Source organism: Actinomadura latina NBRC 106108 (genome assembly GCF_001552195.1).
Taxonomy (GTDB): domain Bacteria; phylum Actinomycetota; class Actinomycetes; order Streptosporangiales; family Streptosporangiaceae; genus Spirillospora; species Spirillospora latina.
Genome location: NZ_BCQS01000043.1, coordinates 35,790 through 59,486 on the forward strand (window position 1 = coordinate 35,790; position 23,697 = coordinate 59,486).

Consider the following 23,697-nt stretch of genomic DNA (forward strand, 5'->3'; position numbering starts at 1 on the left):
TCCTGTAGTCCGCTACCGCAAGGTGAAGGCGCGTGGGCGTGAAGGCGGATCGGGGGATCGGTTGAGAACCGGGTGACCGTGCACTCCCCCCACAGCGAGGATCTCCTCATGGCCCATCACCACCCGCCGGACTCCGGCGGGGACGCGTCCGACGCGGAGGCGATCGTCCGGTCGCGGGACGAGCCCGCCGCGTTCGCGGAGATCTTCCACCGCCATTTCGCCGCTATCCACGGGTATGTGGCGCGGCGGCTCGGCGCGGATGCCGCGGACGACATCGCCGCCGAGGTCTTCCTCGCCGCGTTCCGCAAGCGGGGCCGGTTCGATCCCGCGCGTGGGTCGGTCCGTCCCTGGCTGTACGGCATCGCGACCCGGCTGATTGGGACGCACCGCCGCGCGGAGGGCCGCCGCTACCGGGCGCTCGCGCGCACGCCCGCCGACCGATTCGAGGACGGCCCCGAAGACCTGGTCGCGGCCCGTGTCACGGCCGGTGGCGCGGGCGTGGAACTGGCCGACGCGCTGGCCCGGCTGCCGCGCGGGGACCGTGACGTCCTGCTGCTGGTGGCGCTGGCCGACCTGTCCTACGAGGAGGTCGGGCAGGCGCTCGGCCTGAAGACGGGCACGGTCGGGTCCCGGCTGAACCGTGCCCGGCGCCGCCTGCGGGAGTCGCTCGGCGGAACCAACCCCGCGCTGATCGTTGAGGAGACGCCCGCATGAACATGAACGAGATGGACCGGGTCCGGGGCCTGCTGCGCGAGCCGCCGCCCCCGTCGGCGGAGGTGTCGGCGAAGGCGCTGGCGGTGCTGGCGGACGAGATGGCGGGCAAGCGCGTCCAGACGGCGGGGACGGGCCGGCGGCGGTTCGGGTTCGGGTGGCCGGCCGGGCTGGGGACGGCCCTGGTCGCGGCGGGCGCGGCGACCGCCGTCGCCATCGCCCTTACGGGCGGAGGGACGCCGGGTTCGCCCGAGTCACCGGCCGGGGTCGACCTCGGCAAGGACGCGGTGCTCGCGGCGGCGGCCAAGGTCGAGCTGACGCCGACCGGCGAGTACTGGTACACCGACCGCCTCGACGGGCAGTCGTACATCGTCCGGGCGAAGACCGGCACGTACGCGATCGTCGGCGCGGCGAGCGAGTCGTTCAGCTGGACCGGCCTGAAGAAGGGGACCGGCGAGGCGTACTACGGGCGCGACCTGCCGGCCAGGCCGCTCACCGCCCAGGACGAGGCGGCGTGGAAGAAGGCCGGTTCCCCGTCCACCTTCCGGGTCTGGTCGAACGACCACTACTCCACCTACACGGCCAAGGCGACGAAGTGGCGGTCGGACGGCCCGGAGGTCGGCATCGACCCGAAGGGCGGCGGTGAGTTCCTGGGCAAGCCGGCCGCCGAATGGCAGAACCTGCCGACCGACCCGTCCAAGCTCGCCGCCATGTTCCTGAACGACGCGGAGACGCGCCGGGGGATGGGCCTCCCGGAGAAGGCCGCGCGGAAGGTGAGCGCTTCGCAGGCGGCCTCCGCCAAGATCTGGCGTGCGTCGTCGATCCTCGGCGGCACGCCGGTCCCGCCCAAGGTCCGGGCCGGGCTGATGCGGGCGCTGGCCGCGCAGCCGGGCATCGACGCGATCGGCCGCACCACCGACCCGCTGGGCCGCGAGGGTGTGGCGCTGGCCTCCGGCGAGCGCACCGTGACGGTCACCGGCGAATACGGCGGGCCGAAGGCCGAGCGGGGGACCTACCGGCACCGCCAGGTGATCGTCTTCGATGAGCGGACCGGCGAGCTGCTGTCCGTCCAGGACGAGCTGACCGGGCCCGGCGGCCCCTACGCGGAGATGAAGCCGGGCTTCGTCATCAACTACGTGGCCATCCGCTCGTCGGGCTGGACGGACACCAAGCCGAAGCCCCCCGCGGAGCTGCCCTCCTGACCTGTCCGACCCTTCCGGACCGGGGGCGGTGACCGCCGCGTTATCCCTTGGCGAACGCCGCCTCTCCGCCGATGCCCTCCGCCCACCGTCCGGGCGGGGGGCATCGTGCCATCAGGGGGCGTCGCGCCGTTAAGCAGTGAGGTCGGACGGGGCCGTGCCGGCCTCGGTTAGGGGAAGGCCGAGGGCCACCCGTTCGCTCAGCCAGCCGCTCGGCCGGTAGCGCGGGTCGCGGGTCGCCGCGTGCATCTGGTCAAGGACGGCCCAGACACGCTCGGCGCCCACGTGGTCGCCCCACTCCAGCGGTCCGCGCGGGTAGCCGAGCCCCAGCCGGACGGCGGTGTCGATGTCGGCGGGACGGGCCAGCCGCTGCTCGGCGATGCCGCAGCCCACGTTGACGATCGACGCCAGCAGCCGGGGCGCGACGGCCACGGGCGCGTCACGGACGACGCTCACCTGCCGTCCCGTGGCGAGCAGGGCGGCGAGCGCCGCGCGGCCGGCGTCCGGGTCGAGCGCGGGCTGCACGGTGAGGGTGATCCGGCCGAAGAAGCCGAAGAAACCGTCGATACCGAGCGTCCGCTCACCCGGGAGGCCGTTGGCGACCTGGTCCGCGACGCTCATGTCCGCCGTGGCGTCGACCAGCGCGACGGCCTCGCCGGACGGCGCGTCGCCCGCCTCGACCTCCACTCCGGCCTCGGACAGCAGGAGACCCAGCGTCTCCCGATGCTGCGGTTCCTGGAACCAGACCGGCCGGAAGTCGGCGGCGGGCGCGGCCGCCTCCGGGGGCTCCTGCTTGACGCCGTCCACGTACTTGTAGAAGCCCTCGCCGGTCTTGCGTCCGTATAGACCGGCCTCTAGGCGCGCCCTCCCGATCCTGGACGGACGGAACCGAGGCTCTGTGTAGAACCCCGTCCAGATGGACTCCATGACTGGGTGTGAGACGTCCATGCCGGTGAGGTCGAGCAGTTCGCAGGGGCCCATCTTGAGGCCGAGCACGTCCCGCGCGATGCGGTCGATGTCCGCTGGCTCAGCGACCCCCTCCGAAAGGATCTGCAGGGCCTCCGTCACCAGGCCGCGCCCAGCGTGGTTGACCAGGAACCCGGGCGCGTCAGGCGCGATCACCGGTTCGTGACCGAGACGCCGCACCAGGTCGGAGAGGGCGCCCGGGATCCACTCCGCCGTGCGCGCGCCCGGAATCACCTCTACGAGACGCATCAACGGCACCGGGTTGAAGAAGTGCAGCCCCGCCACCCTGGACGGGTCCTCCAGAGCGGCCGCGATGGCAGTCACCGGCAGCGAACTGGTGTTGGTCACCAGGACCGTGTGCTTAGGGCACACCTTCTCCAGGGACCTGAACAGCTCCCGCTTGGTGTTCATGTCCTCGCGGACGGCCTCCACCACGAGATCGCAGTCCTGGAACGGGGTCAGCGGCTCACCGACCGGCCGCAGCCGCCCCTTGGCGGCCTCGGCCTCCTCGGCGGTCATCCGGCCCTTGCCGACGAGCTTGTCGAACATGCCGCCGATGTGCTCGGTGGCGCCGACCACGGCCTCCATCCGGACGTCGGCCAGCTCCACGGTCAGCCCGCCCGCCGCGGCGAGCTGCGCGATCCCGCGCCCCATCGCCCCGGTGCCGATCACCCGGATCGTCGTGACCCGCCGCGCCCAGTCCTCCACCGTCGCCTCCTCGCTCGCCCGCCTCCACGCATTCAACCGTGAAGGCCCCCGCCCCGCAGGGCGGGGCCCTCCAGACCGGCGTCCAAGGCCTCGCGGCCGTCTTCGAACGCCTCTGACCCCGTACTGGCGGCGTGTTAGGTCAGCGTGGGTGCGAGGCCGGGGGCGGCCAGCAGGACGAGGCCGAGGGCGATCATCCCGGCGCCCAGCGGCCGGCTCAGCAGCTCCCCGTGCCGCCAGACCTTCTCCACGAGGATCACTGCGGCGATGGCCCCCATCCAGACCAGGCTCATCATCCCCGCGGCGAGCAGGACGGCCATCAGCGCCCAGCAGCAGCCGAGGCAGAAGGCCCCGTGCCGGACGCCGACGAGCAGCGCCCCGCGGGGGCCCGCGGTGATCCGCTCGCCGTGGCGCACGACGACGGCGAGCGGTGAGCGGCACAGCCGCAGGCATGCCCCCTTCAGCGGGGTGAGCTGGTAGGCGCCCGCGAGCAGCAGCACCGCGGCGCCCGCGCGGACGGCCTCCGCCGGGTCGCCCGCCGCCATCGCCGGCTGGAACGCCAGGAACAGGCCGTACGCCGCCACCCCGGCCGCCGCCCACACGGCCAGGTAGCCGGTCGCCAGCGTGTACGCGGTCGTGCCCGGTCCGCCGCGACCGCGCAGCAGCCGGTCGATCCGGACGATCACCGGCGTCACCGCGGGCAGCATCATCGCCGCCATCATCACCAGCCAGGTACCGAGGAACAGCCCCGCGCTCATGGAGTGCTCCATCTGCATCCCGGCCATCTCGTCCCCGGAACCGCCGGGTTCGGCGGCGCCGGTGAGGATCCCGGCGCGCATTCCGGGTGTGGCTAGGTGGTGGACCGCCAGCCACGCGACCGCGGAGATGAGGACCAGAACCGCGACGAACACGATCTCGTGCGGCGCGGGCCCGGCGACGGCTCCGGGCTCGTGCTGACGCCCCGACACGGGCCGGGCCCTCACTTCGGTCCGCTCCAGTCGAACGGGATGTGCTTGCTGGAGCGGCCGTCCCACTCCCAGTCGAACCCGTAGGCGGCGACCCGGTCGGTGACGGCGCGGCCCCAGGTGGCGACCTGCCCAGGCCCCGTCTCCGAACCCGGGGCGTTGACGGTCTGCACCCGCGCCCCCTCGGGCGTCGTGGGCCCCGTCAGCGCCTCGGCCCGCGCCGCGACCCGGCCGGGCACCTCGGCGCTCCAGGTGGCGAGGTCGTCGTCGATCGAGATCGTGATGGGCGAGAACTCCATCCCGCGCACCTCCGGAGCGAGCATCCCCACCAGCTGCGCCGGCCACCCGCCGGCCTCCCCGCCGAAGATCTTCCCGAGTGCCGCGCGCTGGGAGTCGTCGGCGCGCTCGTCCAGGAAGACGGCCGCGTAAGCGTCGGAGTGCTCGCCCCACACGTTCCCCACGAAGGAGCCCAGCATCAGGACGTTGAGGCCGTCGAGCGCGACCTCTCCGTACCGTCCTTCACGGATGTGCCACGCCAGCACACCGTCGCAGTCGCCGTAGGTGGGAGGCTGCGCGTAGGTGCACGGGCACGGGATGGCGCATTTGCAGACGTCGAACCAGTCGCCGATGAGGTGCCATCGCGGTATTGCGGCGGTCTCTGCCATGGTCTTCCCCTTGGTCGCATCCCGCCGCGCCTCTCGGTCCAATCCTCGCAAAACGCCTGATCAGGAGCCAGCGGGTGCGGGGTAAAACCTGGGGCGCACCGGGGATGGCGCGGCCGGGTTCGCGTCCGGCCGGGTCAACGACGGTCGGGGGTCCAGGTGGGGGTGCGGCCGGTCATGGCGATGAGGCGGTCCAGGGAAGAGGCGTCGGCGGGGGCGTCCACGGCGGGGCCGAAGAGACCGGGGACGCCCTTGCCGCCGCTCTGCTCGACGGCGGGGGCGACGAAGGCGAGGCATGCCTCGATCTCGTCCTCGCCGACGTCGTAGGGCCGGCCGGTGGCGCGGGCGATGTCCCAGCCGTGCACGACCAGCTCGTTGAGCGCGACGTTCCCGGCCTGTTCGCCGGGCAGGTCGATGCCGCCCGCCTTCGTCATGCCCTGCCAGGCGCCGGGGGAGCGCCAGGCGGCGGCCAGGGCGTCGAGCTGCTCGGGGATGCGGGCGCGCCAGTCCGGCGGGAGGCTGGCCGCGTCGGCGGACGGCGGCTGCGACCCGCCGTCCGGGACGCTCTTCTCGGCGGCCCAGGTGAAGGCGAGCGCGAGGCCGTTCACGTGGTCGATGAGGGTGCCGAGGGACATCTCGGCGCAGGGGGTCGCGGCGGTGAGCCGGTGGTCGGGGAGGTCCGTGAGCAGGGCGGCCATGCGGCGGGCCGCGGGTGCGATGTCGGGCTTCGAGGTCATCTGGATTCTCCGTTCCAATGGCCGGGACGGGGCTGGACGTGCCCCGTCAGGTGGTATGGACTCGGGAACCCGCCGATACTCATCGGCGCGCGGAATCTCTAAGGTATGACGGGCGGCAGACGTCCGGGTGGGCGCCCAGACGGCCCGGAAAGGGGCCGGAAGGGGTCTGACCAGGGCACGTGACGCATAAGCTACTACCGAGTAGTATTCGGGCCCCGGGTGCGGAGCGGTCTTTCGCGAGCCCTACGCTGGCTGCCAACACCCGTACCCCAGGAGGACGGAACAGTGTTCTGGATCACGTTGGTCATCGGGCTCGCCGGAACGGCGGTCGCTCTGGCGCTCGCCGGTCGGCGGGTGCTGTTCCTGTACAAGATCGGCGCGAGCGGGCAGCCCGACCCCGAGCGGACGCTGCAGGTCAAACGTGAGCCCAAGAAGGCCGTCGAAGGCCAGGCCGTCGAGGTCCTGGGGCAGCGCAAACTGCTGAAGTGGACGGTCGCCGGCATCTCGCACGCGGCCGTCATGTGGGCGTTCATCCTGCTGCTGACCGTGTACCTGGAGGCGGCCGTCGCGCTGCTGTTCGGGCTGGACGTGAAGATCCCGGGCTTCCAGACCTGGGGGCCGATCGGTTTCGTCCAGGACACGATCGCGCTCGCCTGCACCGCCGGCCTGATCGTCTTCACCGCGATCCGGTTCAAGAACTCGCCGAAGCGGCTGGACCGCAAGTCCCGGTTCAAGGGCTCGCACTTGTCCGGCGCCTGGTGGACGCTCTTCCTGATCTTCAACGTGATCTGGACGATGTTCTTCTTCCGCGGCGTCGAGTGGGCCAGCGGCAACCTCCCCTACGGCAAGGGCGCGTACTTCTCCTACGCCGTCGGCCAGCTCTTCAAGGGCATGGACCACGACACCCTGGAGATCCTGGAGTCGGTCGGCCTGCTCGCGCACATCGCCGTCGCGCTGATCTTCCTGGTCTTCGTCGTCCACTCCAAGCACCTGCACATCTTCCTGGCGCCGCTCAACGTCATGTTCAAGCGCCGCCCGGACGGCCTGGGCGCCGCGCAGCCGATGATGTCGGGCGGCAAGCCGCTCGACTTCGAGGAGGCCGACCCCGACGAGGACGTCTTCGGCCGCGGCAAGATCGAGGACTTCACCTGGAAGGGCTTCCTCGACATGGCGACCTGCACCGAGTGCGGTCGCTGCCAGTCGCAGTGCCCCGCCTGGAACACCGGCAAGCCGCTGTCGCCGAAGATGCTCATCCTGGACCTGCGCGACCACGCGCTCGCCAAGGCGCCCTACCTGACGGCGTCCGAGGAGCAGCGGGAGAAGTTCACCGACGAGCAGAAGCTCGCCATGGAGGTGGACAAGGCGCTCGTCGGGGAAGACGGCGTCATCCACCCGGACGTCCTGTGGTCCTGCACCAACTGCGGCGCGTGCGTCGAGCAGTGCCCGGTCGATATCGAGCACATCGACCACATCCTGGACATGCGCCGCTTCCAGGTCATGATCGAGTCCTCGTTCCCCAGCGAGGCCGGCGTCATGCTGAAGAACCTGGAGAACAAGGGCAACCCGTGGGGCATGTCCGAGATGAAGCGCCTCGAATGGGTCGAGGAGCTGGACTTCGAGGTCGACGTCGTCGACGACAAGGTCGCCGAGGACACCGAGTACCTGTTCTGGGTCGGCTGCGCCGGCGCCCTGGAGGACCGGGCCAAGAAGACCACCAAGGCCGTCGCCGAGCTGCTGCACATCGCCGGCGTCAAGTTCGCCGTCCTCGGCCCCATGGAGGCGTGCACCGGCGACCCGGCCCGCCGCCTCGGCATGGAGTTCGTCTTCCAGATGCTCGGCCAGCAGAACGTCGAGACGCTGAACGACGCGGGCGTCAAGAAGATCGTCGCGACCTGCCCGCACTGCTTCAACACCCTGGCCAACGAGTACCCGCAGATCGGCGGGAACTACGAGGTCGTCCACCACACCCAGCTGCTCGCGCACCTCGTGGACACCGGGAGGCTCACCCCGGTCACCCCGATCGAGGAGAACATCACCTACCACGACCCCTGCTTCCTGGGCCGCCACAACAAGGTCTACAAGCAGCCGCGCGACATCATGGCGACCGTCCCCGGCGTCAAGACGCAGGAGATGCACCGGCACAAGGACCGCGGCTTCTGCTGCGGCGCCGGTGGCGCCCGGATGTGGATGGAGGAGCGCATCGGCAAGCGCATCAACACCGAGCGCGTGGACGAGGCTCTGGAGACCAACCCCGACACCGTCTCCACTGCCTGCCCGTTCTGCCTGGTGATGCTGGGCGACGCCATCAACGAGAAGAAGAACGAGGGCGCGGCCAAGGAGTCGCTGGAGGTCGTGGACGTCTCCCAGCTCCTGATCCGCTCCATCAAGGGCGAGGGCCTTCCCGAGCAGAAGGAGCCCGTCGCCGCCGAGTAGCGCAGCGGACGGTGGAGGACCCCGGGCTCACGGCTCGGGGTCCTTCCCTTTTCAGGGGCCGGGTGCCGGCTCCACGGCCGGCGGTCCCGCGTCCGGTTCCGGTTCCGCGCCCGTGACTGCGCCCGTGACCGCGCCCGTGACTGCGTCCGTGGCCGCGCCCGTGGCCGCGTCCGTCGCAGGGGGGACGGCGATCAGCACGTCACGGAGGACGGTCACCGACTGGTAGGGCAGGATCTGGCGGACGGCGAGGTCGTCCACGGAGGCGAGCGGGCCGTGCGCCGTCCGCGCCAGCACGATCAGCTTCGCGTGGTACATGCCCAGGCCGGGCAGCGAGGCGAGGACGTGCTCGGGTGCCGAGTTGACGTCGACCAGGCCGCCGTCGTCGAACCCGCTCGGCACGTCGGGACGTCCGATGCCGAGATGGCGGGCGATCGCCGGATGGTGCGCCGCCAGCGCGCGGGCCTGCTCCCGGCGCACCCTCCGCTCGATCAGCTGGACGGCCGGGACGGGCATGCCGCCAGGGTGCGCCGCCGGCCGCGGCCCGGCTGTGATGAGGGCGAGCTGGACGGGGCCGCCGATCATCGTGACCGCCAGGGCGCAGGCGGCCGGGCCGTCCCACCAGGTGGTCTGATCGGGGTCGCCGCTTCCGGCGACGACGAAGAAGAGCAGCCACAGCATCAGGTAACCGGCCGCCATCAGCCCGAGCCGCCAGCTGTGCCGCCGCGCCGCGATGTAGGCGACGAGGGCCCAGGTCGTGACCCCGAAGGTGAGCACCGGGAGGGTGATGAGGAGGGCCCGGAGCCACCCGGGCAACCAGTATCCGGCCGGCGGCGGCACCGTCCACGCCGCATGCTCCGCGGCGAGGTGGTACCCCGCGACGGCGCTGATGGCCGGAGCGGCGGGGTGCGGCTGACCGGTGTGCGCGAGGACGCTCGCGGGGTGCGGCGGGGTCGCCGGCGAGGGAGCGGAGTGGTTCGGGAAGGGAGCGGAAGCGAGCGGCGGGTCGGGCGGAGCGAACCTGGGCGCGGCCGGTTGTCCGGCCGGTTTGAGCGATTCATCCGGTTCGGGTGGTTCGGGCGGTTCTGTGCGGTCCGATGCCTCGTCCGGTTCTCCCCCGGGCGCCGGTAACACAAGCGACGGATCGGAGCGCAGGATGGCCAGGTGCAGGCTCCGCAGCCGCTCGCCCGGCTCGATGCCGAACTCGTCCGAGAAGAAGGCGCGCGCGTCCCGGTAGGCGGCGAGCGCCTCGGCCTGGCGGCCGCACCGGTAGAGGGCCAGCATCAGCAGGTGCCGGAAGCCCTCCCGGAGCGGGAACTCGGCGACGAGCCGCAGCAGCTCGGGCACCACCCGCGCGTGCTCTCCCGCCTCCAGCGCGGCCTCGGCGCACGCTTCCAGCGCCGCCGCGCGCATCTCCTCCAGGCGGTCGCGCGCCGCGTCGAAGAAGACGCCCTTCAGGCCGGCCAGCGCCTGGTCCCGCCACATGGCCAGCGCCTCGCGCAGCAGCGCCTCTGCCCGCGCCGCGTCGCCCCCGGCGGCCACGACCTGCGCCGCCTTCACCCGTTCCTCGAAGACCTCGGTGTCGAGGCTCTCCGGCGGGACGTGCAGCGCGTATCCGGCGCCGGTCAGCGCCAGCAGCCGCCCCGGAGCGCGCGGGGAACGTTCCGGCTCCAGCACGCGACGCAACCCGGCCACGTACTTCTGCACGACGTTCGCCCCGTTGTCGGGAGGCTCGTCCCCCCACACCGCCCGCACGATCGACGCCGTCGGCACCGGCCGGCCCGGCGTCAGCAGCAGCACGGCGAGGACCGCCCGCTGCTTGCCCGGCCCCAGGTCGAGCTCCCGCCCGTCCCGCCACGCGGCGGGCCGGCCCAGGATCCCGAAGCGCAGTGATGGTCCCTCGCCCGGCAGCGCCACCACCTCCCGTCCCCGTCCCGGGCGCCACCGCAGTAGTTCGGCAGCCGTGGCGCACTGACCGCAGCATAACGACAGTGATCCGGCACCCGACTGCCACAGGCTCATTCCGGACATCGGGGGGCGATGTCCCACGTAGATATGAAGAGAAGGGACCTCGGGTGTCTCATCACCGACTGCGGGCCGGCCACGTCTCGGCCGCGCTCGTTCTCGTGCTCGCGTCCGCCACGGCCTGCGGGCCGGCCGAGGACGCGGCGACGACATCGAAGACGGGCTCCGCGCCCGCCGCACGCCCGTCCGGCGCCGCGTCCGACGGCGCGACCGCCGCGGCGCCCAACGGAGTGGAGAAGCTCCCGGCCGCCGGCGTCCTGTCGCGTGCCCGCAAGGCGACCGCCGCGGCGCGGTTCCTGCGGATGCGCGGCAACATCGAGGACGGCAAGGACAAGTTCGCGCTCGACTTCCGGTACGCGGGCAGGACGAAAGCGACCGGGTGGTTCCAGCAGGGGAAGCAGCGCGTCGAGATCACCAGGATCGGCAAGGACGTCTACCTCAAGGGCAACAACGCGTTCTGGAAGGCGATCGGCGGAAAGGGCGCGGTGCAGCTGTTCTCCGGCAAGCAACTCAAGACGACCACCCGGGCCGCCGACTTCAAGGACCTGGCGGGCTTCACCGACCGTACGGCCATCTTCAACGAGGCCGTCAAGTCCGTGGGCACCTGGAAGACGGCCGGGACCGGGACGGTCGGCGGAACCCCCGCCGTGCGCCTCACCGGCGCCCCCGGCGAGGAGATCCACGTGGCGACCCGGGGAGCGCCGTACGTGCTGCGTGTCGACGGCGGCCCCGGCAACCGCATCGAGTACCTCGACTACGGGAAGCCGGTGGACGTCCGGCGCCCGCCCGCCGGGACCGTGGTCGACGGCGACGCCTTCCAGTGAGCTGCCGTCCGCCCGGCGGCCGCGGGGCCGCGTGCGCACGCCGGGCGGACGGCGTCCCCCGCCGCTGAGGTTCCGGACGCGGGCGCCCTGGTAGAACTCGGGGATGGCCGTGCTCGTGTCCGTCCTCGCGTTCGTGATGACGCTCGCCGGCGGTCTCGCGGCGATGCGGGTGCGCGACCGGCGGCACCTCGTCCTCGGGCTGGCCGGCGGGCTCATGCTCGGCGTCGTCGCCTTCGACCTGATCCCCGAGTCGCTGGAGATGACGCGGCACCGCCCGCTCGGCGTCCCCGCGCCGATGATCGGCTTCGCGGCCGGGTTCGTGCTGCTGCACGTCGTCGAGCAGGCCGTGGCGATCCACCGGGCGCACGAGGACGAGTACGCGCCGCACGCCCACGGCGTCGAGGCCGGGGCCGGCGGGCTGCTGGCCGCGTCCGCGCTCGTCCTGCACAGCCTCGTGGACGGCGTCAGCATCGGCCTCGGCTTCCAGTCCGGCACCGACGTCGGGATCTTCGTGGCGCTCGCCGTGGTCACGCACGACTTCGCGGACGGGTTCAACACCTTCACCGCGGCGTCGCTGAACCGCGCCGACCGCCGCCCGGCCGTCCTGCTGCTGCTCGCCGACGCCGCCGCGCCCGTCGCCGGGGCCGCGCTCGGCACCCTCGCGACCGTCCCGGACGCGGTCCTCGGCCCCTACCTGGGGACGTTCGCCGGCGTCCTGCTGTACCTCGCCGCCGCCGAGATCCTGCCGGAGGCGCACAGCGTCCACCCGCGCGTCATGACGCTCTGCGCCACCGGTGCCGGGCTCGTGGCCGTCCTGTTCATCGTGGGCCTCGCCGGATGACCGCACGTGCACGGCGAAGGGCCGCCCGGGATCGCCGGACGGCCCTTCCTCCGCTGGTGGGAACGTTCCCTTACGGTCAGCCCGTCAGGGACGTCGCGTAGCTCTGGTTCTGCTTGAGCCACTCGTCGACGGCCTGGTCGGGGTTGCCCTTGTACTTGTTCTCCATGAGGTCCTCAAGGGACCCCAGCTGCTTGTCGTCCATCTTGAACTTCTTCAGCCAGCCCGAGACCTCAGGCTGGTCCTTGCCGAAGTCCTTGCGGCCGACGGTGTAGATGGTGTCCGGCTTGCCCATCGCGCCCTTCGGGTCCTTCAGGTCGCGGATGGGGAACTTCGCGTACGCCCAGTGCGGACGCCACAGCGTGACGACGATGTCCTTCTTGGCGTCGATGGCCTTCTTCAGCTCGGTCAGCATCGCCGCCGTCGAGGACGTCGTCACCTTGTACTCGTCCTGCAGGCCGTACGCGGGGAGCATCTTCTCCTGCGACACCCGGTACAGGCCGGAGCTCTTCTCGATGCCGACGATCTTGCCGTCGTACGTGCCGCCCTTGCCCTTGAGGTCCTCAAGGGACTGCAGCGGCGAGTAGTCCGGCACGGCGATGGTCAGCGGCGCGGAGTCGTACCAGCTGCCGACCTTCTCCAGCTTGTCGCCGTACTGCTTCCAGTAGTCCTCGTGGGTGCCCGGCAGCCAGGAGTCGAGGAAGAGGTCGACGTCGCCCTTCGACATGCCGGCGTAGAGGGGGCCGGTGTCGAGGGTCTTCACCTCGACCTTGTAGCCCTTGTCGGTCAGCAGCCTCTTCCACAGCTGCGTCGCGGCCTCACCCTCGGCCCAGCCCGAGACCATGCCGATGGTGATGCTCTTGTCGTTCTCACCCCCGCCGGAGTCGGAGTCGCCGCAACCGGCGGCGCTCAGACCGAGCGTCAGCGCCACCGCGGCGACCGTCAGACCCTTGAACTTGAAACGCATGCCCATCCTTTCGTCGGCTTGCACAGTGGGGTAGGGGGAGCGGCGCCCCGCGGCCGGACGGGCCGGACCGGCCGGAGGCGCAAGCAGTGGATCAGACAGGGGCGGCCATGCCGCGCCGCAACAGGCCGCGCACCAGGCTCGGGCCCTCGCCGAGGGCCCCGGTGAGGCGGTCCAGGTAGATGGCCAGGATGACGACGGCGATGCCGCCCTCGAAGCCCTTCGCCACGTCCACCCGGTTGATGCCCTCCAGCACCACGCCGCCGAGGCCGCCCGCGCCGACCATGCCCGCGATGACGACCATCGACAGCGACAGCATGATCAGCTGGTTGACGCCCGCCATGATGGACGGCATCGCGAGCGGGATCTGGATGCGGGTCAGGATCCGGTTCGGCGGCGTGCCGAACGCCTCCCCCGCCTCCACCATCTCCGGGTCGACGCCGCGGATGCCGAGCTCGGTCAGCCGCACCCCCGGCGGCATCGCGAAGATGACCGTCGCGACCACGCCGGGCACGGCGCCGATGCTGAAGAAGAAGATCGCCGGGATCAGGTAGACGAACGCCGGCATCGTCTGCATGAAGTCGAGGACCGGCCGGACGATCCGGCTCACCATGTCGCTGCGCGCCGCCGCGATGCCGATCGGGATCGACAGCGCCGTCGACACCACCGCCGACACGAGCACCAGGGCCAGGGAGTCCATGGAGTCGTCCCACAGCTCCATGCTGTCGATCAGCACGAAGCCGAGGATCGTGAACACGCTCAGCTTCCAGCCGCTGATCGCGAGCGCGATGAGGGCCAGGACCAGCGTCAGCGCCAGCGGCGGCAGGACCGTCAGGACGTCCGTCAGCGCGTCGACCGACGACTGGATCGCCGACCCGATCCCGTCGAACAGCCACGACAGGTTGTCGGTGCACCAGCTCACCAGGTCGTCGAACCACTCGCCGACCGGCGTCCGGGGCAGCTCGATCGCACTAATCACTGTCGCCGCCCTCCTTCGCCAGCGCGAGTTCCGGTTCGTCGTCCTCGATGACGTCCTCCACATGCCCGTTGATCGCACCGAGCGCCGCCAGCAGCGTCACCCGGGGGATGACGCCGAGCAGCGTCCCGTTCTCGTCCGCGACCGGGACCGGCAGCTCGCTCTCGGCGCAGCGGACGAACAGGTCGGCGACCGGGGTGTCCGGCGCCACCGGCTCCGGTTCCTCCACGTCGATCAACCCGTCGAGCTTCTGCACGTTCTCCTGCACCGCGTCCGCGATCACGGTGGCCCGCACCCGCCCGACCAGCTTGCGGTCGCGCCCGACCACGAACGCGGCCGAGGTCTGGTGCTCGCGCATCGTCCGCAGCGCCGTCCGCGGCCCCGTCGACGCCAGCACCGTGACCAGCGGCTTCTCCATGACGGACGCCGCCGTGAGCACTCTGGTACGGTCCACGTCCGCGACGAACTGGGCGACGTAGTCGTTCGCCGGGTCGGTCAGGATCTCCTCGGCCGTGCCGATCTGGACGATCCGGCCCTCTCGCATCACCGCGATGCGGTCACCGATGCGCATCGCCTCGTTCAGGTCGTGCGTGATGAAGACGATGGTCTTCCCGAAGCGCCCCTGCAGATCGAGCAGCAGGTCCTGGACCTCCCGCCGGATCAGCGGGTCCAGCGCGCTGAACGCCTCGTCCATCAAAATGATCTCGGTACCGGAGGCGAGCGCCCGGGCGAGCCCCACACGCTGCTGCATACCGCCCGACAACTGACCGGGGACCTTGTCCTCCCAGCCTTCAAGACCCACCAGACCCAGGAACTCTCGGGCCTTCTTCTCACGTTCTTCCTTCGGGACACCGCGGACCTCGAGCCCATACGCGGCGTTCGCCAGAACCGTCCGATGGGGGAACAGGGCGAAGTGCTGGAAGACCATGCTGACCTTGTGCTGCCGAAGCGCCCGAAGCGCCTTCGGCGACATCTTCGCGATGTCCTGGCCGTCGATCTCGACACTCCCGGACGTGACCCCGAGCAGCCCGTTCAGCATCCGGATCAGTGTCGACTTCCCCGACCCCGACAGGCCCATGACCACGAAGATCTCGCCCTGCCGGACCTCGAACGAGGCGTCCACCACGGCCGGTGTGACACCGAGGTCGCGGATCGCCTTCATATCGGCGCCCGCCTTGAGCTTCCGCTGGGCCTCTGCCGCCTTACGACCGAAGAGCTTGGTGACGCTTTCCGCGCGGAGTACTGACACGATCTCCTTCCGGGTTCCCACGTCGAAGCGCGGAAACAGTCGCCCTGAGTGCCGGCGTCTCAGGCAAAGAGACCGTAAACCGGACGCCAAGCGTGTGCGTCACCCGAAACTACCTGCCCAGAGAACATGTTTCATCTTTTGGGTGGTTGCGTCACGTTCAGGTCACAAACGAGCTACACCTTCGTCCGATGGAAATTCAGGTACGACCGCGACGGCGTCGGCCCCCGCTGGTCCTGGTACCGCGACCCGTACCGCGTCGACCCGTACGGGTACTCCGCCGGCGAGCTCGTCCGGAACAGGCACATCTGCCCGATCTTCATCCCCGGCCACAACTTGATCGGCAACGTCGCCACGTTCGACAGCTCCAGCGTCACGTGGCCGTTGAACCCGGGATCGATCCACCCGGCCGTCGAATGAGTGAGCAGCCCCAGCCGTCCGAGCGAGCTCTTCCCCTCCAACCGGGCCGCCAGATCCTCCGGCAACCCGAACACCTCATACGTGGACGCGAGCACGAACTCCCCGGGATGCAGCACGAACGCCTCGTCGGCCTCGACGTCCACCAGCCGCGTCAGATCCGGCTGCTCCACAGCCGGATCGATGTGCGGATACCTGTGGTTCTCGAACACCCGGAAGTACCGGTCCAGCCGCACATCGACACTGGACGGCTGAACCATGCCCGGCTCGTACGGGTCGATCTTCACCCGCCCGGACTCGAGCTCGGCCCTGATATCACGATCGGAGAGCAGCACCCCGAAACGCTATCCCACCCCACACCCACACCGCCGATCCGGTACAGTATCCACAGCATGGGGCACCCCAGAGCCCCCACGCGGGTGTAGTTCAATGGTAGAACTTCAGCTTCCCAAGCTGACAGCGCGGGTTCGATTCCCGTCACCCGCTCCACTGTTTCCGCAGGTCAGAGCCTAGGTCACGCTCCCGGCGATCTTACTTCAAGATCGCATGTCAAGCGGATGTCAATGAGACCAGGAACGATCATGTGACATCCCGCGCCACGCAGCCGGACGCCGCGAACCTCCTGACCCACGCAAAGTGGACACCCGCGCCGGCGCTGCACCGTGCCGCGCAGCAACCTGGCCGCCCGTCCGCGAGTCCTGCGAACCGATTCGTGAGTGCGCAACTGCGCCCTCGCCGAGACCCTCCTGGGCGATCGAGGAGACGCGGTCCCGTTCGCGACGAGACACCCCGCCCGGATGCAAGCCGCCGCAGGCGTCACGAGGACCCCTACGGGCTTCGCCCATGCGTTGAAAGCTTGCGTCTCGGCAAGGCACCGACGACGACCGGGCAGCCTCATCCTGTAGAGGCCCGGCATGTGCAACCTCCTCGACCACTTGTCCGAGCTTGTAACTCGAAGTGTGTAAAGATGATCTTGTTGTTGGTCTGGTTGTCTTTACTGGATGCGGTCTGGGTAGGCGGCGGCGAGTTCGTTGAGGGCTTCGGCCCATCCGTAGGTTTTCTGGCCTTCGATGAGGCGGGCGGGGTAGCCGGAGCGGGCGCCGTCGCATTGGGCGCGGGCGGCGCGTTCGCGGGCGCGTTTGTCCTCGATGTTGACGATGGCCAGCCAGAGCAGTTTGACCACGGCGTCGTCGGTGGGGAAGTGCCCGCGGGCTTTGGTGACCTTGCGGAGTTGGTAGTTCAGCGACTCGATGCTGTTGGTGGTGTAGAGCAGTCGGCGGACGGCGGGGGTGAAGGCCAGGAACGGGGTGAACCGTTCCCAGGCCGCCTCCCAGACCTTGACGCTCTGCGGGTAGCGTCTGCCCAGGTCGGTGTCGGCGAACGCGGCCAGGGCGTCCAGGGCGGCGTCGGCGTCGGGCGCGGTGTAGACCTTCTTCAGCTCGGCGGCGACGGCGGCGCGGTGCTTGCGCGGGACCGGCCGGAGACTGTTGCGGATCAGGTGCACCACACACGATTGGACGATGGTGTGCGGGAACGCCGTGCAGATGGCGTTTTCGAACCCGGCGAGCCCGTCGACGCAGGCGATGAGGATGTCGGTGACGCCGCGGTTGCGCAGGTCGGTGACCACCGACCGCCAGAACGCGGCGCCCTCCCCGACCCCGCGCGGGCCGGCCGGGCCGTCGCCTGCTTTGGGGACCCAGATGCCCAGGACGTGTTTGTCGCCGTCGGTGTCGATCCCGACCGCCAGGTAGGCGGGCTTGTTGTGCACGACGTGGTTGTCGCGGACCTTGACCATGAGGGCGTCCAGGAACACCACGGGGTAGATCGGGTCGAGGGGGCGGCGCTGCCAGGTCTTGACCTCCTCCATCACCTGGTCGGTGATGCGCGAGACGGTCTCGGGCGACAGTTGGGTGCCGTACACCTGGTCGAGGTGGTGGATGATGTCGCGCACCGTCATGCCGTGCGCGTACAGGCTGATGACCATGTCGTCCAGCCCGCCCGACACCCGGCCGGCGCGTTTGGGCACCAGCACCGGCTCGAACGACCCGGCCCGGTCCCGCGGCACCGCCAACCGGACCGGGCCGACGCCGGTCTGCACCGTCTTGGCGATCTTTCCGTTGCGGGAGTTCCCGGTTCCGTAGCCGTCGGTGTGGTGCTTGTCGTAGCCGAGATGGGCGGTCAGCTCGGCCTCCAGGGCGCGTTCCAGGACGGCTTTGACCAGGTCGCCGAGCATGGAGCCCTCGCCGGTCAGGCGCAGACCGCCGGCCTGGTCGCGGGACCGGGCCAGCAGCTCGTCCAGCAGCCGGTCATCGACCAGCTCCCGGATCGGACGACGCTCGTCCTGTGCGCTGTGGTGCTCGGGCTCGCTCACTTCCGCCACGGTAGCCGGAAGATCGCTTACGGTAGTTGAGGTGGTGCCGTCGACACGGTCGATCACGGACATGACGTGTAGTTCTCCCCCCGAAGAACGTGGGCGCTTCACCCACTGATCACTTGCTCCCCAGCAAGATCACTTTCCACACCTGAGGGAATACCCCCACTTGTTTCCGGCCGCCAGCGGGACTTGCCGCGGTCCTAACTGCGAGTCCTTGGGGTCGGCGGCCTGAGTCTTCGCCTTGATGGGCAACCTGTACGCGCGGCCACTTCTCGCATCCGACCGTCGGGATGCCAGGTTGGCTCGTCGTTCGGATGGCAGCGGCAGGACCACGGGACAAGGTGCGCCGACTCTTGGTGTGCGGGTCGGCGCATCGCGCCTTCGGTGGGTGGCTGGTTATAGCCGGTCGAGGAGGTCCTTCTTCTTGGCTTCGAATTCTTCGTTGGTGACGACGCCGGCGTCCCGAAGCTCGCCGAGCTGTTTGAGCAGCCTCATGACTTCATCTGGATTGGTGGCCTGGATTGCGGGGGTCGTCTGCAGGTTGCTCGGCTGCGGGAGCGCTGGCGGTTGTGCGAACCCGCCGGTGTCGGGGCCGCCTGCGGGCTGCGGGAGGGGGCCGGTGTGCTGGAACCGGTGGGTGCCCAGATCCCGCTGCTCATCGAGCTGCCGCTGATGCACCGCCGCGCGCACGTGGTGGACGGTCTGATTGATCAGATCCCGGACCTGGGCGGGTTCCACGATCGAGTCGAGCACCGCGGTCTCCCTCGGGCTGCCCGGCCGGACGATGTGCACCAGGACGTTCCCGACCTTCTGTGTCTTCTGCAGCAGGGTCTGCGAGACGTCCACGTCCTGGATGTTGATCAGCGGTATCTGCTCCTGCCTGGTCCCGGAGATGCCCCCGGTCTCGAAGTACAGGTAGTGGGTGGTGAGCCGGTAGTGCAGCGTGAACCGCCCGCCTGTGGCGCGCGCGGTGACGTTACGCGACTCGCCTTCCCAGATGATCTGTTCCTGACCAGAGTGGACCGTCATCGGCTACCTGTTCGTACGCGCGCCCGTGCGGGCGAAGTTGGTGCTGGCGACTGTCAGACGCGCTCCACCCCTGCCGAGTTGACGTAACGACCAAGTCAGGCCACATCTGCCGCGTCGCCGAGGCGTCGGCCGATGCCGCACCGCGGCCTCTCGGTCGTTCAAGATCCACGCCCGTGGGTCCACCATCCGATACGTCCGATTCTCACCGCTCCGGCCACCCGTCGGCCAAATCGCCCAAATGCCCCTGGGAGCTGTGCGGTCCAGCCAGCCGGACTCAACACGGAGTTCAGTTGGAAGTTCCCAGCTGAGTCCTCTCGGCGGCATGAGAGTAGGTTGCGGCGCTCTTCAGGCTCGCGGGAGGGGGCGCAGGAGCGAACGTGCACTCTCTGCGGTGCTGGGGAGATGCCAATAACCGGCTTCATGCCGTTGTCCAGTAGCGGTCAGCACCTGGCGTACGCAAGCGGTGTCGTCTAAGTCAATGAAGGTGGAAGAGCTTACGTGGTACCAGCAGCGCCTCACAGAGGCGGTACGGTCCGTTCTGCGTGCGGAAGAAATGCAAGTCGCCATGGTGAACACGCGAATCACTGAAGGCCAACTGGTTGAAGCGGCCGTGGACGAGGCTCCCAAGCTCATCTGTAGCGAAACGTTGATCTTCATCGGGCACATTTCCTGGCGGGAAGTCATCGCGTCAGTCACGGAAAGCCGTGCAGCCTTCGCGCGGACAGTGTGGGTGCAGACAATATGGGCAAAGCCGAAACGCCCGTTCATTCCGGTCCTATGGGTCATGTTAGTAGTGATTGCATGTATGGTGCTGATTGGATGGGCCGTCATAGCAAGTGCTGCGGTCGCCCTGGCTCTCGCATCATTGACAACCGGAATACTGCAGGCTGCTCCCCGCTGGTGGCTTATGGATCCCGCCTCGCAGCCGATATTTCAACAACAGGTTTTGGCGCCATTCTTGCGCGAGCAGATTAACCTGGTCGCGAACGGATCCGAATATAGGCGGTACTTTCTCGTCACGAGCGTGCCGAGCTTGTCGGACCTGTCTGGTCGTGAGCAAATTGCTTCGACCGTTGCCGCGGAGCGCCTTACCAAGGTTGCTAATGCCATGCTGACAGGCAGCATAGCTCTCTCTGGCCCTCGTGGTGCGGGTAAGACTACTCTCCTGAGAGGCTTCTGTGACAGTCAATTTGCCATTCCTAATGTTCCCGAGTTGAGGGTGCTCGTGTCGGCCCCAGTGGTGTACGACGTTCGCGACTTCGTTGTGCACCTATACAAGCAACTCTGCCTCGCAGTAACAAGGAGTAGAGCAGGGAAAACGGACGGGGTGAGAAATAAAAGTTTGCGGCGGAGTCGGCTCTATATCGCGTTTGCCGCAGTACTGCTCGCGGCGGGTTTGGCTCTGGTCTCAGGTTGGCTTGCTCAGCGGGCTAGCCCTGCGCAACTCACGCAGGCTGCCTACCTCCTGCTCGGTGGTGTCTTGACGGCCCTGGCCGTTATGTCGGTGGTTTGGCGTCGTTCTGTGTGGTTTGCTGACACTAGGCTGAACGAAACCCGCTTCCGGCGCAGGGTGGCCACTCTGCTGTACGCAATCGTTGCGGCCTCAGGTATGGCTCTGGTCGCCTGGACCTTGGTGGAGCAACCACAACGAATCGTACTGCCGAGTACTGAGTTGCTCATGTTGGCGGGCGGCGTGTCGCTGATCGTAAGCGGAAGTGCACTGCTTTCTATTCGTGCACGTCCCGAGGTGCGGAAACGCTTTGCTCCATTTGAGGAAGAAGCGCGACGGAATCTGCAGCAGTTGGAGTTCCTGCAGACATTCACTACCGGACATTCAGGAGCCTTAACCGTTCCAGGAGGTGTGCAGCTCGGCAGGACGGTCAGTAAACAACTAGCCCAACAAACGCTTTCGCTTCCGGAAATCGTGGATCAGTACCGTGAATTTGCATCCAAGGCTGGTAAGTGGTGGCGCACGCAGCATGGTGGTGTGGGGAAGCTTGTCATTGGGATAGACGAACTCGACAAAATCAGCGACGTGTCGTCTGCGGAACGATTCATCAACGACGTCAAGGCCGTCTTCGGGACGCCCAATTGCCTTTATCTTGTGTCCATCTCTGACGAAGCTCTGCTCGGCTTCCAGCAGCGATCGCCGGCGCTGCGCGCAGTTTTCGACACTGCCTTCGATGAGATGGTCCGTGTGGAGCGCCTCAGTCTGTCTGATGTTCGCGACCTACTACGCCGACGGGTGGCGGGAATCTCCGACCCATTCATTACTCTGTGTCACGTACTCTCCGGCGGGCTACCGCGCGATGTCTTGCGCACGGCTCGCGCGTTGGTCGAGACACGCTCGGGCGAGCGAGCCGACATCACCGATATGACTCAGGCACTGATCACACGTGAGTTGTTGCTTATCAAGCAGGCACTGCTCCGTGACATCACGGGTGATGCGAGTGCCCCCAACCGTCAGCGACTCCTCAAAGACCTGGTTAGCGAGAGCTGGCCGAGGGATCTGATGAAGGCTGCAGAAGAGTATGCACGAATAAACGGCGACCCGACATCGCGCTGGCTGTCTGTCATCCTGTATTACTTGGCGACGGTGGCCGAAACATTCGGTCCCGACCTGAACCACGCGATCGAGCAACCGGAGGAAACTGATCTACTGGCGCGCGCCCGTGCCACACTCGCAATCGACAGCGAGATTGCCTCAGAACTGATATCACGTTTTCGTGATGAGTGGGGTATGGCTCGCCCAATTTAGCTATTGGCCTCGGGATAGAGGCACGGCCCCCACCGTCCAGGTCAAGTGGGACAAGGGCCTGCCGCACCTCTTCCTCAGATCCTCGTCCGCCGAAGAGCACCTGCTTCGGCACGTTCTTGCGCGACTCAAGAGAACCGAGACCATCCACGAGGAAGTCGAATGACGACGCCTTCCTCCGGCACCTCGTGCCGCGGCGTATCGCCCGCTTATCGGCAGACCAGCGCGTTCCGGCTGCGCCGTGGTTCAGGTGCCGGAGGCCATGTAGGCGGCGAGGATGTAGTTGGGGTGGCGGTCGAGGTTGTTGCGGGCTCGGTCGTAGCGCATGGTGGTGCGCGGGTCTGCGTGGCGTGCGGCGATTTGTACGTCACGGAGGTCGACTCCGGCGTCGAGCATGGTGGTCACGAAGGTGTGGCGGAGCATGTGCGGGTGCATCCGCGGTAACCGGACAACGGCTTGGGCCGCGAGCTGGCGCAGGCGGCGGGTGGCGGCGTGCCGATCCATCCGGGCCCCGCGCGTGTTGAGCAGGATCGGTCCGGCCGTTCGGTCCCGATGGCGCGGTCGATGGCTCTGCCGACTGCCGGCGGGAGGGGGATCAGTACGATCCGGGTGCCCTTGCCGACGACGCGGAGGACCCGGTGGCCGTGTTCTTCGCCTAGGTCGTCGATGTCGGTGCTGGTGGCTTCGAAGATCCGCAGCCCGAGTAGCCCGAGCATCGCCACCAACGCGAAATCGTTGGCGTTGGATGAGGCCCGTGCGGCTGATAACAGGGCCTCGAACTGCAGATGTGACAACCCGAGGGTGGGGGATTCGGGTGGGACGTTGGGGCGGCGGACGTGGTCGGCGGGCGAGTGCTCGAGAATCCCGTCGATCACGCAGGTGCGGTAGAAGCCGGCCACCACCGACAGCCGCCGGGACACGGTCGAGGGCCGGAACCGGCGGACCTCCTGCAGCCACCGCACGTACATCTCCACATGCGCACGCCGTACCGCCAAGGGCTCCAGGCGCCGTTCGGCGCACCAGGCCAGGTAGATCCGCAGATCCGACTCGGTGTGCATGCGCGAGTCACCCTTGTACCGGCCCAGGTAGGCGAGTGTCGCCAACCGAAGCACGTTCTTACCGGCGGTCCCGGAGCCGGGCGCCGCTCCCAGAAGCTCATCGAACGAAGTCATACCTGCGACGCTGCGCCCGCATCGGGCGCAAGACCAGCACCGCACGCGGCATGAGAGTGCGTCCTTGCGTCAGAGACCAGCTTGGAAGTCTGTTCCGAGTATCAGGCCGCCCCAGGCATACCCTGCCGGGCCCGTTGCCTCACAGCCGAAAACCGCCAGAACATCACAGATGTCACCAAACTTGGGCACCTCAGGCACCCTCGTCGCGTACGACCGGCGGCACTATGCGCTGGGGTCGTTCCTTCACTGCTGCCGCTTTGGTGACGTCGTCGCAAGTCAGAGCGGTTATCGGATGTCGGTGGCGGCTGACATGCTGCTGCCATGGCTAATCGTGTGGAGTGGACGCGTCTGGAGGGCAACGACGTCGAGGCCGTGGTCGCGATGCTTGTCAACCGTGAGCGGGTTGATTCGGTGCGGATCACTCCGTCCAAGGGCGATGGAGGTGTCGACATCCTCGACCGCGGCGCCGGCCCGGACGGCTCCGACGTCGTCTACCAGGTGAAGAGGTTTACCGAACCCCTGTCGACTAAGCAGAAGAACGATGTCGAGGATTCACTGGAACGGCTCAAGTCCGATCCGCGTTGGGAGAGCCTCACCGTAGTGAACTGGTACTTGGTCACCCCCTGGGATCCCACACCGGAGGCGGATGCCTGGCTGCAGGAACTGGGAGCCGAGCATGGCGTGACCGCGATCTGGCGGGGG

The 23,697-nt window shown here is 68.7% G+C and carries 19 protein-coding genes, 1 tRNA gene and 1 pseudogene; 8 read left to right on the forward strand and 13 right to left on the reverse strand.

What is annotated here, in order from left to right:
- Nucleotides 1-108: 108 nt before the first annotated feature.
- On the forward strand, nucleotides 109-714 hold the full coding sequence (locus AL2_RS34100) for an RNA polymerase sigma factor (protein WP_067641139.1): 606 nt from the start codon (nucleotides 109-111) through the stop codon (nucleotides 712-714).
- The gene (locus AL2_RS39930; protein ID WP_067641096.1) at nucleotides 711-1,913 is read left to right on the forward strand and encodes a hypothetical protein; all 1,203 of its coding nucleotides are present in this window, start codon (nucleotides 711-713) and stop codon (nucleotides 1,911-1,913) included. Before AL2_RS34100 ends, AL2_RS39930 begins: the two co-directional genes overlap by 4 nt.
- Nucleotides 1,914-2,042: 129 nt before the next feature.
- On the opposite strand, the gene AL2_RS34110 is transcribed toward AL2_RS39930, so the two are convergent.
- The 4 genes from AL2_RS34110 to AL2_RS34125 all read right to left on the reverse strand — a co-directional run bounded on the left by AL2_RS34110 (nucleotide 2,043) and on the right by AL2_RS34125 (nucleotide 5,945).
- Nucleotides 2,043-3,584 carry a 3-hydroxyacyl-CoA dehydrogenase gene (locus AL2_RS34110; protein WP_083947191.1) on the reverse strand — a complete coding sequence of 514 codons (1,542 nt, stop codon included), beginning with the start codon at nucleotides 3,582-3,584 and terminating at the stop codon, nucleotides 2,043-2,045.
- Nucleotides 3,585-3,718: 134 nt separating this feature from the next.
- The gene (locus tag AL2_RS34115; RefSeq protein ID WP_067641098.1) at nucleotides 3,719-4,549 is read right to left on the reverse strand and encodes a DUF2182 domain-containing protein; all 831 of its coding nucleotides are present in this window, start codon (nucleotides 4,547-4,549) and stop codon (nucleotides 3,719-3,721) included.
- An 11-nt stretch (nucleotides 4,550-4,560) separates the two neighbouring features.
- The gene (locus tag AL2_RS34120; RefSeq protein WP_067641100.1) at nucleotides 4,561-5,211 is read right to left on the reverse strand and encodes a DUF1326 domain-containing protein; all 651 of its coding nucleotides are present in this window, start codon (nucleotides 5,209-5,211) and stop codon (nucleotides 4,561-4,563) included.
- Between the two features lie 134 nt (nucleotides 5,212-5,345).
- Complete coding sequence (locus tag AL2_RS34125; protein WP_067641102.1) at nucleotides 5,346-5,945, reverse strand: TIGR03086 family metal-binding protein; 600 nt, start codon at nucleotides 5,943-5,945, stop codon at nucleotides 5,346-5,348.
- Nucleotides 5,946-6,230: 285 nt separating this feature from the next.
- Here AL2_RS34125 and AL2_RS34130 point away from each other — a divergent pair, with 285 nt between their 5' ends.
- On the forward strand, nucleotides 6,231-8,378 hold the full coding sequence (locus AL2_RS34130) for a (Fe-S)-binding protein (RefSeq protein ID WP_067641104.1): 2,148 nt from the start codon (nucleotides 6,231-6,233) through the stop codon (nucleotides 8,376-8,378).
- Between the two features lie 51 nt (nucleotides 8,379-8,429).
- Here the strand turns inward: AL2_RS34130 and AL2_RS34135 are convergent, their stop codons facing one another.
- The gene (locus AL2_RS34135; RefSeq protein WP_168444723.1) at nucleotides 8,430-10,295 is read right to left on the reverse strand and encodes an AfsR/SARP family transcriptional regulator; all 1,866 of its coding nucleotides are present in this window, start codon (nucleotides 10,293-10,295) and stop codon (nucleotides 8,430-8,432) included.
- Between the two features lie 155 nt (nucleotides 10,296-10,450).
- On the opposite strand from AL2_RS34135, the gene AL2_RS34140 reads away from it, so the two are divergent.
- Both AL2_RS34140 and AL2_RS34145 read left to right on the forward strand, forming a co-directional pair.
- Nucleotides 10,451-11,224 carry a hypothetical protein gene (locus tag AL2_RS34140; RefSeq protein ID WP_067641108.1) on the forward strand — a complete coding sequence of 258 codons (774 nt, stop codon included), beginning with the start codon at nucleotides 10,451-10,453 and terminating at the stop codon, nucleotides 11,222-11,224.
- Between the two features lie 103 nt (nucleotides 11,225-11,327).
- Nucleotides 11,328-12,065: a ZIP family metal transporter gene (locus tag AL2_RS34145; protein ID WP_067641110.1), complete on the forward strand. Its 738-nt coding sequence runs from the start codon at nucleotides 11,328-11,330 to the stop codon at nucleotides 12,063-12,065.
- 76 nt (nucleotides 12,066-12,141) lie between these two features.
- Here AL2_RS34145 and AL2_RS34150 read toward each other — a convergent pair whose 3' ends face one another.
- The 4 genes and pseudogenes from AL2_RS34150 to dcd form a co-directional block, all read right to left on the reverse strand.
- Complete coding sequence (locus AL2_RS34150) at nucleotides 12,142-13,029, reverse strand: glycine betaine ABC transporter substrate-binding protein (protein WP_067641143.1); 888 nt, start codon at nucleotides 13,027-13,029, stop codon at nucleotides 12,142-12,144.
- A gap of 91 nt (nucleotides 13,030-13,120) precedes the next feature.
- Nucleotides 13,121-13,843, reverse strand: a pseudogene (locus AL2_RS34155) (ABC transporter permease); the annotation flags it as partial.
- A 154-nt stretch (nucleotides 13,844-13,997) separates the two neighbouring features.
- On the reverse strand, nucleotides 13,998-15,251 hold the full coding sequence (locus AL2_RS34160; RefSeq protein WP_067641114.1) for a quaternary amine ABC transporter ATP-binding protein: 1,254 nt from the start codon (nucleotides 15,249-15,251) through the stop codon (nucleotides 13,998-14,000).
- 173 nt (nucleotides 15,252-15,424) lie between these two features.
- Nucleotides 15,425-16,000 carry a dCTP deaminase gene (dcd, locus tag AL2_RS34165; protein ID WP_067641116.1) on the reverse strand — a complete coding sequence of 192 codons (576 nt, stop codon included), beginning with the start codon at nucleotides 15,998-16,000 and terminating at the stop codon, nucleotides 15,425-15,427.
- Between the two features lie 80 nt (nucleotides 16,001-16,080).
- Here dcd and AL2_RS34170 point away from each other — a divergent pair.
- A tRNA-Gly gene (locus AL2_RS34170) sits at nucleotides 16,081-16,154 on the forward strand.
- A gap of 505 nt (nucleotides 16,155-16,659) precedes the next feature.
- Here AL2_RS34170 and AL2_RS34175 read toward each other — a convergent pair.
- Together AL2_RS34175 and AL2_RS34180 are read right to left on the reverse strand one after the other, a co-directional pair.
- On the reverse strand, nucleotides 16,660-18,045 hold the full coding sequence (locus AL2_RS34175) for an IS256 family transposase (RefSeq protein WP_083947197.1): 1,386 nt from the start codon (nucleotides 18,043-18,045) through the stop codon (nucleotides 16,660-16,662).
- Between the two features lie 390 nt (nucleotides 18,046-18,435).
- Nucleotides 18,436-19,068 (reverse strand): SHOCT domain-containing protein, encoded by a 633-nt coding sequence (locus AL2_RS34180; protein ID WP_067641120.1) that lies wholly within the window; start codon nucleotides 19,066-19,068, stop codon nucleotides 18,436-18,438.
- A 478-nt stretch (nucleotides 19,069-19,546) separates the two neighbouring features.
- Here AL2_RS34180 and AL2_RS37865 point away from each other — a divergent pair, with 478 nt between their 5' ends.
- Nucleotides 19,547-21,826: a hypothetical protein gene (locus AL2_RS37865; RefSeq protein WP_157438539.1), complete on the forward strand. Its 2,280-nt coding sequence runs from the start codon at nucleotides 19,547-19,549 to the stop codon at nucleotides 21,824-21,826.
- Between the two features lie 243 nt (nucleotides 21,827-22,069).
- On the opposite strand, the gene AL2_RS38870 is transcribed toward AL2_RS37865, so the two are convergent.
- Nucleotides 22,070-22,327 carry a tyrosine-type recombinase/integrase gene (locus tag AL2_RS38870; protein ID WP_210748394.1) on the reverse strand — a complete coding sequence of 86 codons (258 nt, stop codon included), beginning with the start codon at nucleotides 22,325-22,327 and terminating at the stop codon, nucleotides 22,070-22,072.
- Nucleotides 22,225-22,995, reverse strand: a complete 771-nt coding sequence (locus AL2_RS34190; protein WP_210748406.1) for a tyrosine-type recombinase/integrase — start codon at nucleotides 22,993-22,995, stop codon at nucleotides 22,225-22,227. Before AL2_RS34190 ends, AL2_RS38870 begins: the two co-directional genes overlap by 103 nt.
- A 321-nt stretch (nucleotides 22,996-23,316) precedes the next feature.
- Between AL2_RS34190 and AL2_RS34195 the strand changes: the two genes are divergently transcribed.
- The coding region (locus tag AL2_RS34195; RefSeq protein ID WP_174550905.1) for a restriction endonuclease at nucleotides 23,317-23,697 on the forward strand (381 nt) is incomplete at its 3' end.